At 52.0% G+C, this 16,437-nt stretch carries 18 protein-coding genes; 4 read left to right on the top strand and 14 right to left on the bottom strand.

Annotated elements, in window-relative coordinates:
• Positions 1 to 157, bottom strand: a 157-nt coding sequence (locus tag B145_RS29660; protein ID WP_425425599.1) for an AAA family ATPase, incomplete at its 3' end; no start/stop codon positions are given.
• Positions 158 to 1,397: 1,240 nt separating this feature from the next.
• On the opposite strand from B145_RS29660, the gene B145_RS29510 reads away from it, so the two are divergent.
• Entirely contained in the window at positions 1,398 to 1,529 is a 132-nt protein-coding gene (locus B145_RS29510) for a hypothetical protein (RefSeq protein ID WP_018608269.1), read from the top strand.
• A 372-nt stretch (positions 1,530 to 1,901) separates the two neighbouring features.
• Here B145_RS29510 and B145_RS0114305 read toward each other — a convergent pair whose 3' ends face one another.
• Positions 1,902 to 2,786 carry a LysR family transcriptional regulator gene (locus B145_RS0114305; RefSeq protein WP_018608268.1) on the bottom strand — a complete coding sequence of 295 codons (885 nt, stop codon included), beginning with the start codon at positions 2,784 to 2,786 and terminating at the stop codon, positions 1,902 to 1,904.
• Between the two features lie 100 nt (positions 2,787 to 2,886).
• On the opposite strand from B145_RS0114305, the gene B145_RS0114300 reads away from it, so the two are divergent.
• Both B145_RS0114300 and B145_RS0114295 read left to right on the top strand, forming a co-directional pair.
• The gene (locus tag B145_RS0114300; RefSeq protein ID WP_211209839.1) at positions 2,887 to 3,900 is read left to right on the top strand and encodes an NAD-dependent epimerase/dehydratase family protein; all 1,014 of its coding nucleotides are present in this window, start codon (positions 2,887 to 2,889) and stop codon (positions 3,898 to 3,900) included.
• Between the two features lie 223 nt (positions 3,901 to 4,123).
• Positions 4,124 to 4,612: a hypothetical protein gene (locus B145_RS0114295; RefSeq protein WP_018608266.1), complete on the top strand. Its 489-nt coding sequence runs from the start codon at positions 4,124 to 4,126 to the stop codon at positions 4,610 to 4,612.
• 814 nt (positions 4,613 to 5,426) lie between these two features.
• On the opposite strand, the gene B145_RS0114285 is transcribed toward B145_RS0114295, so the two are convergent.
• The 11 genes from B145_RS0114285 to B145_RS0114235 form a co-directional block, all read right to left on the bottom strand.
• Entirely contained in the window at positions 5,427 to 6,080 is a 654-nt protein-coding gene (locus tag B145_RS0114285; RefSeq protein WP_026259150.1) for a BON domain-containing protein, read from the bottom strand.
• Between the two features lie 55 nt (positions 6,081 to 6,135).
• Positions 6,136 to 6,426 (bottom strand): sll1863 family stress response protein, encoded by a 291-nt coding sequence (locus B145_RS0114280; RefSeq protein WP_157288438.1) that lies wholly within the window; start codon positions 6,424 to 6,426, stop codon positions 6,136 to 6,138.
• A 103-nt stretch (positions 6,427 to 6,529) separates the two neighbouring features.
• A complete protein-coding gene (gene dksA, locus B145_RS0114275) occupies positions 6,530 to 6,964 on the bottom strand; it encodes an RNA polymerase-binding protein DksA (protein WP_018608262.1) in 435 nt (144 codons plus the stop codon).
• An 82-nt stretch (positions 6,965 to 7,046) separates the two neighbouring features.
• Entirely contained in the window at positions 7,047 to 7,847 is an 801-nt protein-coding gene (locus B145_RS0114270) for a beta/gamma crystallin-related protein (RefSeq protein ID WP_026259149.1), read from the bottom strand.
• A gap of 222 nt (positions 7,848 to 8,069) precedes the next feature.
• A complete protein-coding gene (locus B145_RS0114265) occupies positions 8,070 to 9,395 on the bottom strand; it encodes a cation:proton antiporter (RefSeq protein WP_026259148.1) in 1,326 nt (441 codons plus the stop codon).
• A 256-nt stretch (positions 9,396 to 9,651) separates the two neighbouring features.
• Complete coding sequence (locus B145_RS0114260; RefSeq protein ID WP_018608259.1) at positions 9,652 to 10,470, bottom strand: phosphodiesterase; 819 nt, start codon at positions 10,468 to 10,470, stop codon at positions 9,652 to 9,654.
• Between the two features lie 11 nt (positions 10,471 to 10,481).
• On the bottom strand, positions 10,482 to 11,528 hold the full coding sequence (locus B145_RS0114255) for an ABC transporter ATP-binding protein (RefSeq protein ID WP_018608258.1): 1,047 nt from the start codon (positions 11,526 to 11,528) through the stop codon (positions 10,482 to 10,484).
• Positions 11,525 to 12,367, bottom strand: coding sequence for an ABC transporter permease (locus tag B145_RS25730; RefSeq protein WP_018608257.1), 843 nt, complete (start codon positions 12,365 to 12,367; stop codon positions 11,525 to 11,527). The genes B145_RS0114255 and B145_RS25730 overlap by 4 nt, the downstream gene beginning before the upstream one ends.
• A gap of 10 nt (positions 12,368 to 12,377) precedes the next feature.
• Positions 12,378 to 13,175: an ABC transporter permease gene (locus tag B145_RS0114245; protein WP_018608256.1), complete on the bottom strand. Its 798-nt coding sequence runs from the start codon at positions 13,173 to 13,175 to the stop codon at positions 12,378 to 12,380.
• Positions 13,176 to 13,224: 49 nt separating this feature from the next.
• The gene (locus tag B145_RS0114240; protein WP_026259147.1) at positions 13,225 to 14,247 is read right to left on the bottom strand and encodes an extracellular solute-binding protein; all 1,023 of its coding nucleotides are present in this window, start codon (positions 14,245 to 14,247) and stop codon (positions 13,225 to 13,227) included.
• Positions 14,248 to 14,254: 7 nt separating this feature from the next.
• Positions 14,255 to 15,085 carry a DeoR/GlpR family DNA-binding transcription regulator gene (locus tag B145_RS0114235; RefSeq protein ID WP_018608254.1) on the bottom strand — a complete coding sequence of 277 codons (831 nt, stop codon included), beginning with the start codon at positions 15,083 to 15,085 and terminating at the stop codon, positions 14,255 to 14,257.
• A gap of 622 nt (positions 15,086 to 15,707) precedes the next feature.
• Here B145_RS0114235 and B145_RS0114225 point away from each other — a divergent pair.
• Positions 15,708 to 16,028 (top strand): hypothetical protein, encoded by a 321-nt coding sequence (locus B145_RS0114225; protein ID WP_157288437.1) that lies wholly within the window; start codon positions 15,708 to 15,710, stop codon positions 16,026 to 16,028.
• A gap of 184 nt (positions 16,029 to 16,212) precedes the next feature.
• On the opposite strand, the gene B145_RS0114220 is transcribed toward B145_RS0114225, so the two are convergent.
• Positions 16,213 to 16,437 (bottom strand): transposase (locus B145_RS0114220; protein ID WP_018607456.1); only part of this gene is annotated, 225 nt, incomplete at its 5' end.

Raw genomic sequence — 16,437 nt, 5'->3', positions numbered from 1 at the left:
TGGCCATTGTCATGATGCGGCTCAACGTATTCGAACCGCCGGCAACAAAGCCTGTTTCCAGGTTGGCGGCGGAATGGAACAGGATGGGAAGCCCCAGCTCCTTGGCCAAGTAACTGGCCAGCTTAGTCTTGCCGGTCCCCGCCGGACCACTGAACATCACATTGAAGGGCTTGCTNATGCCGTATTCGGCATACTCCGCGCGGCGCTGATATTGGTCCTTGATCTGTGCCACCTCGGCCTTGATGTCGTCCATGCCGACCAGATCGTCAATGGAACCGTGCACTTGCGCTGGCTCAATGAACTTGAGCGCCTTGAACTGCCCCCTCAGCTGGAAGTACAGAAAAACCAGCACGCCAAGCGTCAGCACAACAGATAGTGCACCACTGACGGCGGCCATCCAGCCGTCCTTCTCGGACTGCGGGCGGGCGTTGGAAAAGCGCTGGTCCAAAAGTTCAATCAATTCGAGGCTGCTGGGGCTGAGCTCGCCCCGCGCAATAAACACCAGCTTGCCGCCCCACGGTGCGGTGACGGCCTTGTCAGCGAAAATCTTGGTTTCCAAATCACTGGGATAATACGCATACTGCTTCCCCTGCGACTCGACCAGGATAATGCGCTCAGAGACGTTCCACATCAGCGGCTTGTAGATTACCGTTACGCGCGCGGTTGGGTTCGTTTCCAGAAAGCCGAGCACCGAGCCGGTACCGAACACCACGGATGACTTGTCGGGGAGCGTCCACGCTCCGTCACTCGCCTTTCCCGCACCGGCGATGCTCTTGAGCTGCTCGGTTGCGGTGGCCTGTTTCTGGATGAGGGTGAACGAATAAAGGGCGGTAGCCGGGATCAGGACGGCCATGAACAGCACTGTCAGCTTGACGCCCACCGACTGGATAACGAACCAATCCTGTAGCCGACTGGCAGTCTTCTTGACGGCGAGCCAGAAGCCTGTTGAGGCGGGCGGCTCATCGCTGGGTTTCGATTTATCTGACATAGAAGTATTCCGTGGGTGGGGTGCGACTCCATGCTCCTGAAACGGAACAGACGAATCATGATCGCTCTAGGGAGGCAGATCCTCAAAGAAACGCCCGCCCACCAGAATTAAATGAGAGAAATCGTGCAACTGGATTTCTCTGAACTGGTATAGGCGCCAAGGGAAAAACAGACGTGAGCATCCCTCTGCTTTTAGTATGTCAAAGGAGATGGATTATGCTACCCATTTTTCCCTTTTGCTGCTTCATGATCCATTCCTCCAGAAATTGCGGAGGCAACGACGCTTGATGGTTTTCCAGTCGAAATGGCTGCTTTCTCTCGGGCGGCCAGCACAAGCCGGTAGAAGTAGGCTTGTCTGTATCCATCTCGGCCACAGCGGACCACGGGACGCGGGCCAGGCATAGTCGGTAATGCGCCAGACACCGGCCAACCAGCCGGACAGCTTTGATATCAAGGCTGGCAAGGACATTAAGGATGCGCTTAAGGGCCTGAGCAGCTATAGCGTGAAATACCAGGGGGCAGTTGATGACCCGGTGCCGTAGTTTCGTAAACGCTCGATCGCTACGTCTGATGGTTATGAGTGGGAGCCTTGAGGTCTGCCGCCTATGTTTAAGTCATATCTACGCTTACTGTGCCAACTAGGATGAATCCGCTATGCGCTTGATGGTTGAGGCGGGCCAGTGGGTATTCGCCAGTAGTTCACTATCGAAGAACATGTCCTTCCATGGCGAACGTTGCAGCCCAGTGCCTTGTCCGTTGTATGTCGTGATGCTGAAAAGGCTTGATGCGTGAAAGGTAGGATGGGCAGCATGTGCGCAGCAACTACTTCAGCCCTCCGGCACCCGGAAATTTTATTGCATCATGGTGCCAGCCCATGTCGCGTTGATTTGAACACCATGATTGAGACAGTGTGCCTATGCCCAGATCTCTCGCAACCCACTCACCAAAGCGTCGAACACCACCTTGCAGCGTGGGCTGCTGCGAAGATCTGAATGCATCGCCACCCAAGCCGTGAGAGACAACGGAACGTCTGGCAGTACCTGGACAAGTTGTGCATCACGGCGGGTGATGCCTTGCTGACATATGCCAATACCGGCTCCAGCCCGGATCAGAGATAGTTGTCCGAGATCACTGTCACAACGAAAGGCAAAATGCTCGCGACACCAGATCGGAAAATATTGGCGTGCGGCGCGGATGAACGGGGTTTCGAGGTCGAAACCGATAAGGTCGTGCTGCACCAGTTCAGCAACACTTGCGGGCCTGCCCCTACGCGCCAGATAGTGGCTATGGGCATACAAACCGAGTGGCACACTACCGACACGAGTTGCCAACAACACGTCCTGCCGTGGGGCGGTCATCCGCACGGCAATGTCGACTTCGCGTTGCACAAGATCTTGTACTCGGTTGCTAAGCATTAACTCGACAGCCAGTTCAGGATGACTCTGGCGCAACTTGGCAAGAATGGGCGGCAGCAGTTCTACGCCGACGACTTCACTTGCCGATATCCTTACGGTGCCGCGAATAGCCGTGCCCAGACCATCGGCCACGCGTACCACGGATGCGGCAATATTCTGCATGGATTCGATGTGTCCGCGCAACTCTGAAGCAGCATCAGTGGGGGCGAGCCCTGTCTGGGAGCGGGTAAAGAGGGCGACGCCGAGTTGATGCTCCAGTGCAGCAACCTGACGACCTATGGTTGGTTGGGTCAGCCCTAACGCCCGAGCAGCTGCGGAAAGGGAGCCTTCCTGCAACACAGCAAGGAAGCTTCGGTAGAGATCCCATGAAATGGCATTGGTCATACATTAATGTATAGCGGATGAACAACTTTAAGCAATTTTCGTTAGGGTGCCGAATAGTCACAATGATCTCCATCGCATCAACGCGAATAACAGGAGATTCATGATGGGAACAGCAAACACAGCACCCCTGAAAACCGCGTTGGTACTGGGCGCCTCAGGGGGCGTTGGAGGAGAGGTTACACGAGAGTTGCTACGTACCGGATGGCGCGTGCGCGGGCTCAAACGCGGGTTAGGTACCCCCCACCTTGTGCGCGAAGGGGTGGAATGGATAAATGGCGACGCCATGCTGCTCACAGACGTCATCTCGGCAGCACAGGGGTGTAGCGTCATCGTGCATGCTGTTAACCCACCGGGCTACAAACGCTGGGCCGAACTCGTTCTGCCGATGATTGATAACACCATCGCAGCCGCTCGCCAGCATGGCGCCACAATCCTGCTGCCTGGGACGGTATACAACTTTGGCCCTGATACCTTTCCGCTCATCAATGAAGACGCATCACAGCAGCCTCAGACGCGAAAAGGCTTGATCCGCGCTGAACTTGAACATCGTCTGCAGGTCGCAGCGGCGTCTGGCGATGTAAGTGTCATCATTGTCCGGGCGGGCGACTACTTTGGTCCTCATGCACGAAATAGCTGGCTCTCACAGGGCATGCTGAAACCGGGGCGTGCGGTATCAGCCATGTACTTGCCGGGACGGCCCGGGGTGGGCCACCAGTTTGCATACTTGCCTGATGTGGCGCGCACAATGGTGAGCCTGCTCACGGTGCGTGACACGCTACCCACCTTCAGCCGCTTCAACATGGCTGGCCACTGGGATGCTGGCGGCAAGCAGATCGCACAAGCAGTGCAACGTGTGGTAACACGCCGTGGATATCCCCAACCTAAACTCAGAGCATTCCCGTGGTGGCTGGTGTGGCTGGCCGCTCCCTGGGTAACCACGCTACGCGAGATGCTGGAAATGCGATACCTATGGCAGACCGAAGTTCGTATGACGAATCAACGGCTAGTGGAAGTGTTGGGGGCGGAACCCTGCACGCCACTGGAAGAAGCTATCGAGGCCACGCTTGAGGGAATGGGTTGTTTGCCTGACGTCAAGTTGCTGACGCTGGCGTGACACGCAGGTCCTGGGAAGGGTATCGGATCAATGCGCAAAACCCTCAGAAATCCGAGGGAAGTCAGCCATGATTGGTACTGTACAGTTTGACAATGGGCCTGCTCCGTACATAATGTGACAGGCAGATATCGGCCAGAAGGCGACATTCGCGGATGAACGCAGCAAGCGGTCATTTGATCACGTTCTGAAATGACAACTTTCATCATTTGTTAGGAATGCCCCGATGCAACCCCCGCACCAAATTGCCGAAAAATTTTCCTCCATTGATGCTCATGACGATACAGTCGAAGGATTTAGCTTTATCCCCGCCACAAAGCGAGGAAAGAAGGCAAAACTTGAAGTGACTCTCTTTCGGCACTGGGAAGGTAAACGCCGCCTACTTACTTTCACCAACTGCGCAAACATTCAATTGGTTCTTGATGCAGATGTTCTTCTGGATAATGCTCCGAACAATACTTGTGCGCTCCAAGCAACCGCTGATTCCAACGAAGTGACTGCACTGATGCGCAAGCACAAGAGCGCATGGAATGTGTCGTATCAAAAAAGAGTTGATCCATTAAATGGGAAGCTAGATGTGGCTGACAAGTGCGTTCTGTTTCGCGTGCGCGTATTTGGTGGAGTTCTGCAAATTATTGCTCGCTCATTCTCAGTGCGGCCCATTAGCTCACCTTCCGCATTGGTGACAGCCAATGGCAAAATCTCCTTGCCTTAATTGTAAAATGCAATCCATTTCATGCCATTAGCCTAACGGCTCAACCCAGGGGATCGCCAGCAGGCTGGCTCTCCTGATCTCAAACGTTGAACGTCCGCTTTCTAAGCGTCTGACCGTCGCCTTAGGGTCGGGAGGGTGAGTTCGGCTGGCGCGAGCTGGCCGTTCAGCACGATTTCTATCGGAGTGGCTGCTAAGCTCCACATTGCAGACCGTAGTGATCTACCAGTCGAATGGCCGTTCTGGCCGAGTCTGCGACAGTCAAAACAGGTGTTGCGCAACAGTCTGTGGATAACGCAACAGACGAGGTGGTTTCATCAGCGCAACGCCTTTAAAGTCCAAGAAGCCGAGGTTGCTGTATCAGGAGAGCGTTTGGGTTATGCAACAGGTTCCGAATTTACCTACTTTCGCAAATTATTAAGATTCATATTTTCGACGATTTTTGCGGGAGTTCGCAACATATTCCAGAAAATCATCACACTATCCTTCCTGAACACCACGAGGGTCTGACAACCACCGGCAGGACAGAAAAAAGACAGGTCGGAAACTGTCCGAACCCAAGCGCCCGCGCCTTTACCAGCTCCAAGTCATCCATCTTTCGGCCAGCCTTCTTTGCCTGTTTGACTTCAGCCGCCCGACGCTGAAGCAGATCAGCCATCCTTTGTGCAGAAGTCTTAATCAGGATTCTCCCTTAGAAAGGTATTACTGGATCAATAAAAGAGCAAAACTCAAGTCAGAATTCTTCCGAGAAACTCAACAACACGGACCATCATGACGATAGTTACCATGCTACCCATGTCATTCTGCTATCAGAAAATCATTTGCTAGTGATCGTAAGTGCCGAGACATTCACGCTTTTCACACCTTCCACCTTGCCCGCAATATCCTTTACATGATCAATCCCATCCTGATTAGGCAAAATCCCCTTCAGAATTACCACTCCATGTAACGTTTTTACGCCTACTTTGAAACCTTTACTAACACTATCGGCATAAATTTCAGATTTCACCTTGGTGGTAATCCAACTGTCGCTCATCACCCGCTCGGTCTTAGCAACAACCTCATGGGTTTTGGTGGTTGTAGTACTACTAGCGGCTAGCTTCAAATTGTTTTCAACACTTTTGACGCCCTCTACCTTACTGGCATCCTTGCCGGCAAATATTTTGGCGTCCGCATTACTTGCAAAACCCTCCAGAGTGACCACGCCATTAGTTGTCGTTACGCTGATATCCGACTTATTGAGACTGGATGCGCTCAATAGCCGGGCTTTCACTTTCGTGGTGATGGCTGAGTCGGCAACTGTCGCCACCACTCCATCGCTGTGCGCCTTGGCAGGTCTTGCCTCGTCGGTTGCAGCGCTTACTGTACCGATACCCAACCCAATTACCAAACTGACCACAACCAGCGCTTGATGCAACACGGTCATCTTAAACGACTCATGAGTATGTGGTTTTGAATTCGTCATTGCCATATCAATCTCCGTTTATAATAAAATTTACAAAACTGACGTATTTCAGTGATCGAAACTATTTTTTTAGATCGGCTGATGCCTTCTCTAAAGCCTTGCGCATAGATTCCCACGCCAGCTCCATCCCTGCATGCATTTGGGAACTCGCCGACTCAGTGGCAGCACGCAAATCATGAAAAGTTTTCTGGGCTGCGGCACGTCCTGCATGCAACTCCTTAATCCTCTCAAAATATGCAGAACGCACATCGGCTCCTACTTTTTTACCCTCAGCGGCCAGAAGATCAAAATCAGCATCCCATTTTTTTAGCTGAACTTCCATTTTCTCGATATAATCTGCAGTCATTTTCATAATATTCATCCTTTGAGTAGTAGCATTGATAGAGTTCCTATGCTTAGCTCAACATAAACCAATGTAAGGACGCCCTCTGCACGGAACCGAACAAACTATAATTTTATCTTGTCTGCAATCTTCTTCTGGATTCATGCCGTTCTTGTGCTTCAAGCGAAAGTGTGGCCGTGGGACGCGCTAACAGGCGAGGAATGCCGATTGCCTCTCCTGTTTCTTCGCACCAGCCATAACTGCCGTCTTCGATGCGCAGCAACACTTCATCAATGGTATGCAGGTGTTTGCGCTCGCGATCACGCACCCGCAGCTCCAGTGAATGATCCTCTTCCAATGAAGCACGGTCGGATGGATCTGGGGTGGCTTCAAATTCATGCAGATGGGCAGTCGTCTCGTTTGCCGCACGAATCAGCGTGTCGCGTTCGGCATACAACAAGCCTTGAAAAAATGCGAGTTGCTGTAACGACATGTATTCCGTATCAGGCGCAACAAGAAAACCGCCACCTGATTCAAAAACGAGCTTTGGTACAGGGGTGACCAACATGATCAACCTCCCTCTTATGTGTTAACTGCAAACAAATTGACTCTCTGATATGAGCACTCGCCAAAGTGGCGGAAAACCAAGCTTACTGCCTCGGCTCACCATCTTGGTTCACAAAAATCGTCCTTCCTGGTGCAGAACTCATTTGCAGGCGGTGTTCCACGCCCCGAAAGTTGTAACTCACGTCCCAGTATTCAAGTGGGCCACTTGCTGTGGTTTCACAGCGACGCACATCACTGTCATATGATCCTCCGCTGCGTCCCACATTTGATCCAATCGCAGCGCCCGCAACGGCACCGCCAGCAGTAGCTATATCTTTACCGCTACCACGGCCAACCTGGTGCCCCAATACGCCACCTATGATCGCTCCTACAATAGCGCCACCAACGCTCCGCTCACTACGAGGTTCATCTACCTGCTGACGCTCAACCCAGCAACGTTGCTCAGGGGGACCAACAACGGCATGTACAGAAGTCACACGAGCCTCAAACACACGTTCATCCGGGCGGCGCCGATATTCGTACGCAGGCGCGGCATGCGGTGCCACGATTTCGTTATCGTATCGTCTACGATCATCTGCCCGCCGAACTGAAGATATGCGGTTTTCCATGCCCAATTCGCGCAAAGAGTCATAGCTTCCCTGGCGTAATACCACACAGCGGCCGTTGAATCGTACATCCTCGCAAACTTCCCAGCTGCCCCTGCTCACAACTACCGATGATGCACGGTCGTTAAAGCCGATTTGTTGGAAATCGCCAACCTGTCTGTTTGTGGTAAAGGCGCGCCCATGAAACTCTTCGCCCTCATAAAACGTCACCTGCCCAAATGCCTGGGAGGCCAGCAGCGCTACAGCAAAACCAAGCATGTAATTAAATTTACGCCTCATTAATATCTCCTAATGATTTTTTGGCCCACACGACGTATATTGTTAACTACAATCGATATGCGAACGTTGTGCTAGTAAAGTACCGTGAGTAAGTCGATATAACGACCACACAGGAAAATTTAAAAACCTAGCTCAAGATCAAGTCTCCATGGCACAGCACATGTCGTCTGTGCGATTGAGCACATAGGAAGAAGAAATCCTATTGGTGCAGCGCATAAGCCTTTAGGCTGCTTTACGGCGCATATACCATTTCATCAGCAGCCGCACGGACACACCATGCACAACAATTGAGGCCGCGACAGTCATTAGAGTAAAGGCGACGAGTTGTTGTGCCAGATGACCACTCACACCATGACGAATAGCAAACATAAGATAGAACACAGAACCAATTCCACGAATGCCAAACCATGAAATCATGGCGCGCTGGGGCACAGCCATTCGATCACTACTTCTTTCGCCAAGCATTCCCAGTGATACGGCTAATGTACGCAACACAACAAATAACAGAGGAATGAACCACCACAATACATGAGTGAGTGTCTCTGAACTCATTGCATAGGGCAGCATGACGCCAACCAGCAGCACAATAGCCAACTCAGCCAATTTTTCTAGCTGTTCGTTGAATCCTTGTACTGCCACAGACATGGCCGCACTCGCATGATTTGGATCGACAGCCAATGTTGCGGGCCGCCCACCCAAGCCAGTATGGGTGACAAGCTCGCCCACAATGCTACGTGGCTGCTCCTGCACGCGCTGGAGAGCCAAACCCGCCGCGAATACTGCCAAAAAACCGGATGCCATACATATCTGTGCCGCGCCATAGGCAACAGCCATTAACCCCAGAGACAAAAACTCATCCAGGCCGACTGCCTGCTGATGACGAGTCCGAAGTCGTACCACAAGCCTACCAATCAGGGCCCCGAACACGGCACCAATGCACAGCCCTGCCCCCATAGACCAAAACACATCTATACCCCACCAATGCCATAAACTGCTTCCCAAGTCATATTTGCCAAGCAGCCCAAGCCCCAACAACACAAACGGAAATGCAGAACCGTCATTTAAACCTCCTTCGCCCGCCAGACTAAAGCGCAGATGGTCGGGTGTAGCCCCTCCCTTGGTTTGCACGCCAGATGCCAACACCGGATCGGTGGGCGCTAAAATTCCACCGAGCAAAATGGCCGCTCCTAGCGAAAAGCCCATTCCCCACACACCCACCACTGCTATAAGCCCCACCGTAATAGCCATGGTCACAAACGCTAGGCGCAGAGGCAATATCCAGCGCCTATCCAGCAAAGGAACGCCTCCCATTTTCAGTCCAACAGTAAAGAGTGAAATCAGCAAAGCGATCTGCGCGACCCCTTCAAGCAATTGGGCATGATGCAGTGGATCAAGCGCAACAACGTCAAGACCACCCGGCCCAAGCACATAGCCCACCCCAAGGTAAATCATGGCATTGCTCAGCAGCAGGCGTGAAAACCCTTTGCCGACCAAGAGCATCGTTATCATTAGGATGCCAATAAATAGTGACCAAAATGGGATCGACATTGTTATAGCGCCGCAATGGAAGATATGGCTTTCATCGGCAAAGTATGCACCGCCATTGCTTCCGCCTTACGTACGATAGCGCACAGATTATCAATCGGATGCACGCGCACCCTTTACTGGCATTAGTCAAGACTCAGTCCTCAACCTTGCTGGGCTTGAGCAGCGAACCTGCGAATGCTATGCCGTCGTAAAGAAGGAATACGATCGCCTATTGCCTTCTACGCAAGCGACTTGAGCAAGGGAAAGTAGCTGCGGATCAATCATCCAGAAATTTGCCATCATCATCGAAGAATGGATACGGACCGGCGTAGTCATCAATGCATACTGAATGACTCACAAATCCATCATGAGTCCAGAGGTGCAACATAAAGCCTGGGGGCTCCATACGAAAGCAGCTTGGTCCGTCTGGGCGCAAATCGAAGGCAACCTGATGTGCAGGGCTTGGGCAGGTCAAAGCAAGACATCCCCCCACTACAGAACTGATTGGGCGATGCAGATGCCCACACAGAATCAATTTGACCTGCGCATGGTGCGAGAGGATCTCCGCAAACGTCTCCCTCCCCGTCAGGCCGATCTTGTCCATATGCCCGATACCAGTCAAGAACGGCGGATGATGCATCAATATCAGTGTGGGCGTTTCGCTATCAGCAGACAGGGCTTCAGTCAGCCAGTCGAGGCGTGCGGCACACAACTCTCCGCGCCCTTCTCCAGGCACAACAGTATCCAGACCGATGATACGCAAAGGCCCGAATATGCCTGAAAACTGTAGAAAATCGCTGGAAGATGTCCAGTCTTGCAGAGGGAATGAAAAACGCATAGATTCGCGCTCATCATGATTTCCGGGCACCACCAGCAAAGGGATTTCCAAGGGTGCTAACAACTGTTGCAAGTGCGCATACTCGGCAGCATACCCTGTGTCGACCAGATCGCCGGTCACCACAATCAGATCGGGCTGGGGGGTCAGACTTTGAAGGGCACTCACACACCGCTTGAGAAAATCGGCAGAGTCCACTATCCCGTAAGCAAGCTTGCCAGGCAGTTTGATATGCAAATCAGTAATGTGGGCAATCAGCATGATTTGATTCTTTAAATGCTCATGAGGCCAAGCGGAGCAACCCGCATATAGAGTTTCTGCCCAACAGCCTGTGGGCAACGGGCGTCATCCAACACGGTGATCGGTGCTTCATCCCCCACGTCAACCAATAGGCGGGTGTGATCTCCCATAAAGAAGCTGGCCTTAACCACGCCCGTCAACTCTGCAAACTCTGATGACGTCACTATGCTGACGTCTTCTGGGCGAAACAGTACCCTTTCGGCTACACCACTTCGATCCCAATTCAGGCAGCCTGCCGAGCACGTAAAGCCCTGCGGAGTCACAACGCCACGCAACTGGTTCATGCTGCCGATAAAATTTGCAACAAACGCGGAACCGGGCTGATGATAGATTTCACGCGGCGTCCCGATCTGCTCAACCCGCCCGTGGGACATCACAATGATCCGGTCGCCCAGCGCCATGGCTTCTGCTTGATCATGTGTCACATAGATTGTCGTGATCCCCAAGGAGCGGAGCAGTTGGTTGATTTCAACCCGCAATGCATCACGCAAACGCGCATCCAAGGCTGTTAAGGGCTCATCCAGCAACAGCGCTTGAGGGCGCACGGCCAATGCGCGAGCCAAGGCGACGCGTTGCCGCTGACCACCGGAGAGTTGATCAATGCGACGATCAGCCAAGGCTTCAATCCGCATCATGGCAAGCATTTCGCGGATACGCACCTGCTGCTCGGTCTTGGGCATTTTCAAAATCCGCAAACCGTAACCGACATTCTGTGCAACAGTCATATTCGGAAACAGAGCATAGGATTGAAACACCATACCGATTTTGCGCGCCTCAATTCCAAGGGTCGTTACATCTGTATCGTCGAAAAATACCTTTCCGCCTGCATCAGGTTGCTCCAAACCCGCGATCAAACGCAGTGTGGTTGTTTTGCCGCAACCAGATGGCCCTAGCAGCACCAGCGTTTCTCCTGCTGAAATCGACAGATCCAAAGACTCCAACGCGCGCGTACCATCCCGAAAGGTCTTGGCACATCCTTGCAGACGAATAGACAAAGCTTGGGGAACCAAAGCACTCATGATTTTGCAGACTCCGACAAAAGGATTACGACCTCATCCTCTACCAATTCGAATTTCTTTTGACGTGGTTGCGCAATGGCTTGCATCAGCAGCAACAAGGGGACAATCATCAAGAAAAACAACAGGGTATAGGCACTACCTACCTCAAGGCGCAAGGAAGCATACGCGTCAGCCAAGCCCACAGGCAAAGTCTTAGTAAATGGCGTATGTAATAACCACGTCATATTGAACTCCCCCATGGAGAGCGTCAGAACCATCAAGGCTCCGGCCAAAATCCCTTGGCGACAATTGGGTAGCACAATATGAAAAAAGCGTTGGGTAAAGTTTGCGCCCAAGGACGCGCCGCCTTCTTCCAATGTATGCAGATCAATGCCCCCAAGTACGGCCAACACCGAACGCACCATGAAAGGCAGCGTAAAAAGAACATGGCCAATCAGAATAAACAACCATGAACTTCGCAAATTTCCCCACCCGCCATACATTGCAATCAAGGCTAACGCAGTCGCCAAGCCGGGAACGGCGATCGGCAGCACAAGCAACTCCTCCAGCCATCTTGCCAGGCGTTGTGGAGAGCGATGCAAAACATAAGCAGCGGGTACCCCGATGATCAATGTAACAAATACGCAAGCCAAAGCGATCCAGACGGAGCGGAATATAGTGTCATGGTAACCACCCCACACCTCCAGCACCCATCGTAGAGTTAGACCACTGTCAAGCCCGACAAAGTAGTTATTTGTCAATCCTGCGATCACCGATAGTCCCATCGGTAAAATTAGAAACACGCACACCAGCACGCACAACCCTAACTGCATGCCAAATAAAATTTTTCTGTACGCCATCAATGTATCCCTATGCAGCGGCGGCCACTGTGTTACCTGCTGCACTACGAGCCAAGGCCAGCACAATCCAGGTGAGTGCGCCGAGCACAAAACTGAGTGCTGCCGCCATGGCAATATTGGCAGACAAGGTAAATTCTGTATAAATAACCATGGGTAGCACATTGATCCGGGTCGCCAAGGTGAATGCAGTACCAAAAGCGCCGATTGCAGTTGCAAAACAAATTGCCCCTGCAGAAATCAATGCGGGCTTCAAACCCGGCATGATCACATCCCACACAACGTGCCAAGTATTCGCACCGAACGAACGTGCCGCCTCCTCCAGCTTTGGATCTAGCTTCTCTGCGGCCGCCACAATAGTCAAAATCGTGCGTGGCAAAGAAAAATACACATAACCCAAGAATAACCCCAGAAAGGAGTACGCAAACACCAGCCGGTCACCTCCCAAGGCCATGCTAATCTGACCAATCAGGCCCTGACGGCCTGCCAGCATGATGACCATGAAACCGATCACGACCCCAGGAAATGCCATCGGCAATGTGATGATGGCCATCAGGAAACTGCGCCCAGGGAAACGGTAACGTTGTAGAAATACGCCAACCAATCCGCCAATAAGCAAAGTCGTCACCGTAGTGGCCAGCGCCACGCCAAAAGTCGCCAACAATGCATTGAAATAGTTGCTATCCGTCACAATGACACTGTAGGCACGCCACCCTATCGCACCGCTCCCACCAACGAGAAACAGACGACACATCGGCAGAATGAAAAATGCCGAAAAAAAAGCTGCTGCAGGCAAAAACATATAAATCATGATGCATCACAATCATAAACCGGGGCGCTGATGCGCCCCGTTAAGAGACTTACTGAACTTCGTTCTTGTAGCGTTCGATAATCTTTGCCTGCGCAGCCGCCAGTCGTTTCAAATCGACAGGCTTGGCACGTGCATATTCGCTATCAGGAAGGAAATGGGATTTGGCTTGTGCAGAAAGATATTCGGGGAATACCGGGCGCAAATAGGCGTTGCCCCACATCTGCTGACTTTCCGCTGAGAGCAGAAAATCCAATACTTTCTTGCCATTGGCGGCGTTCGGACCGTTCTTGGCCAGCCCCATCACATAGGGCATCACAACGCTGCCCTCTTTGGGAATCACGAAGCGAACCAGTGCCTTATCGACGTATTCAGCGCGGTAAGCGTTGAAGTCGTAATCAATTAAAATAGGGATTTCGCCTGAAATCACACGGGCATAAGAAGTCTGCTTGGGTACGATCGGTTGATTTTTGGCCAGCTCCTTGAAGTACTTGATTGCTGGGTCAAGGTTTTCATAGCTTCCACCCAGAGACAGGTTGGCGGCCATCACGCTCAGCTGTCCGACTGCTGCGGAAGTAGGGTCAAGATACCCCACCATGCCCTTATACTCTGGCTTGAGCAAATCCTTCCAGCTCTGCGGAACCGGTACTTTGCCCAAAGCAGCAGTGTTGATGAACAAGCCCAGTGTGCCGGAGTGAATGGTAAACCAGCGCCCTTCGGGGTCTTTCAAGCTGGCAGAGATTTTCTCCCATCCTTTGGGTTTGTATGACTTAAGTATATCTGCATTGATCGCAGCGTCTGCAGAGATTCCTCCCAGATAAACCATATCGGTCACCGGATTGGCTTTCTCAGCAATCATTGCCGCAATAGATTGCCCCGAATTTTTATTATCCGGAGGCATCACAATACCTAGCTTTGTGTTGATAGCTTTAAGTTGGGATTCCCAGTCCGCCCATTCAGGCGGGCAGTTGTAACAGACCGCATGCTGCTCTGCGTGGGCAGCACCTGAACCCAGCAACGCAAGCACACCAAAAATTGTGGAAGACACGCATCGCTTTATAGACAAAGTCATCATAAACAATCTACTCCTTAACTGGGAGGGGAGAAACCGAGGCGACGATGAGTTCAACCCCCGCCTCCTCAAGCATGACAGCAATCGGCTCTGGCACAGGCTGATCCGTAAACACCTTGTGCGCCTGCGTAATATGACCTTCACGTACGGTGGCGCCACGACCAAATTTACTGTGATCTAGAACGAGATAGCGCTGACGGCAGTGTTCGCTCAATATCGATCGCATGCGTATCTCATCGTGATTGAAATCAAGCAAAGAACCATCCTGAGCCACTCCGCCAACACCGTAGATGCCGATATCAACTTCGAAACGGGAGAAGAAATCGTGCGCCTCGCCTGCAATAACGTCACCATCCGTGTTGCGCAAGCGCCCACCGGCAATCGTCAGCTCGCAACTGGGGTTACGACTCAACGCAAAAGCTACATTCAGGTTATTAGTCATCACACGTAAGCCTTGGTGCTGCGTGAGTGCCAGCGCACACTGTTCGGGCGTGGTGCCAATCCCAAAGAACAAAGATGCACCTTGCGGTACGTGTGTGGCAACACTCCGTGAAATCATGCGCTTAGCATCCAAATTCATGGTCAAGCGCGCAGCGTAAGCCAAGTTCTCCTCTATGGGGATCACGTCGACACCACCATGACGACGACGGCACAGTCCCTTCTCACACAAAGCATTTACATCACGTCTGATCGTTTGCGTCGTGACGCCAAATCTAGTGGCCAACGACTCAATAGACTGATAGCCCTGCTCCAGCACCAGACGGTAGATGACCTGGACACGATCATCGAATAGCGAATCGAATAATGGATTAGCAAATGATATTGCGGGTTGAATGTTCATATGAACATTATTAATATTCAAAGTTACAAGACTGTTTCATTCATATGAGCATTTTGTTGAAGTAAAACACCTGCACGTGAAACTCACCATACTTACGCAGCGGTTAGGTGTCGGGATTTTTGAATAGAAGGAAAAATAGGGCAATGGAACCTGATGGCTACGCAGCCACGGCCACAACGCCTGTCGTAATCACGAGCAACATGCTCAAAAACACAGGGAAGCAGCTTGCAGGATTAAGCGATGTCAACAGCAACGCGCAAACTTCGCTATGATTATGACGGCGACCTGCTACAACACCAGGCGATTAGTGGCATTACAGGTGGCATGAGCAACGGATGCGGGTCAGTCTGCCAACGAAATTGAGGCTGCTGCAGGACACCAACAGAGGGTCTTATGCGGCAAGACAATCAGAATCCAATGAGGCACAGCTTGGTTGGATGACCTTTATGGAAACCTCTGGTTATTTGTATTCGAGGTGCCCAATCTCCAACACAATTCACATCTTTGTCACGAAGCATCTTTACACTTCGCGCTTTTCATGCAGCCGTCAAGCTACATTCCCAAAATGAAATGAGCCGTCTCGCCACGAGCGTTGCGGCTCTCATTTCAGTGGGGTTTTAAAATGCGAGTACATTCCACCCGTCATTACTCATTTTCCGCCACTCCCCTTCGTATATTGACTGTCCTTATGATAGGCATGACTCTCGTCGCCTGTGGAAATAGCGGCAATAACAACGATGACAACAGCAGCACAACAGCAGAGGTTGGGCAGTGGACGGTTGGCGATTTGCATAGCCACACGACGCAATCTGACGATGCACATATTTCGCAGGCACTGGATCTGGTGCTAGACAATGCCTTTAGCTCGTACAAACTGGACTGGTTGGCAGTGAGCAATCACCTGCGCTCACCAGCGCAGCAATGCGTTCAAGTTGTTCATTGAAACCGCGTACCGCCTGCATCATGTAAACACCGGCGAGGTTGGTATGGGTTGCCACAGCCAGGTGAACCTCTTCTCCCTGCAGTCCGCGGGCCCTTCTTCCGGCGCTTTCTTTCTGCGAGAACGTTCCTTAGTACGCTGCAGGGCAAGGCCAGCGGCGACACGGCGAGATAACCTGAGAACCTGTTCACGATCTTTTGAGCAAAAGCGCCAGGAATGCAAGATGTATGAACTGCAAGCTTGTGTTGAGTTTGCGCTCGCAGTTCTTCCACAAACGCCTACATTTTTCGATCCAGGCAAATGACCGCTCAACCACCCAGCGCTGGGGTAGGACAGCAAAGGTATGCAACTGGTTGCGTTTGGCGATTTGAACCTTGGCGCCCAGAAGTTCTTCAACGGCCTTGGCAAAGGG

This window comes from Uliginosibacterium gangwonense DSM 18521, assembly GCF_000373965.1.
Taxonomy (GTDB): Bacteria; Pseudomonadota; Gammaproteobacteria; order Burkholderiales; family Rhodocyclaceae; genus Uliginosibacterium; species Uliginosibacterium gangwonense.
Note: the sequence above shows the minus strand (reverse complement) of the source record. Positions and strands in the feature narration are given on the sequence as shown.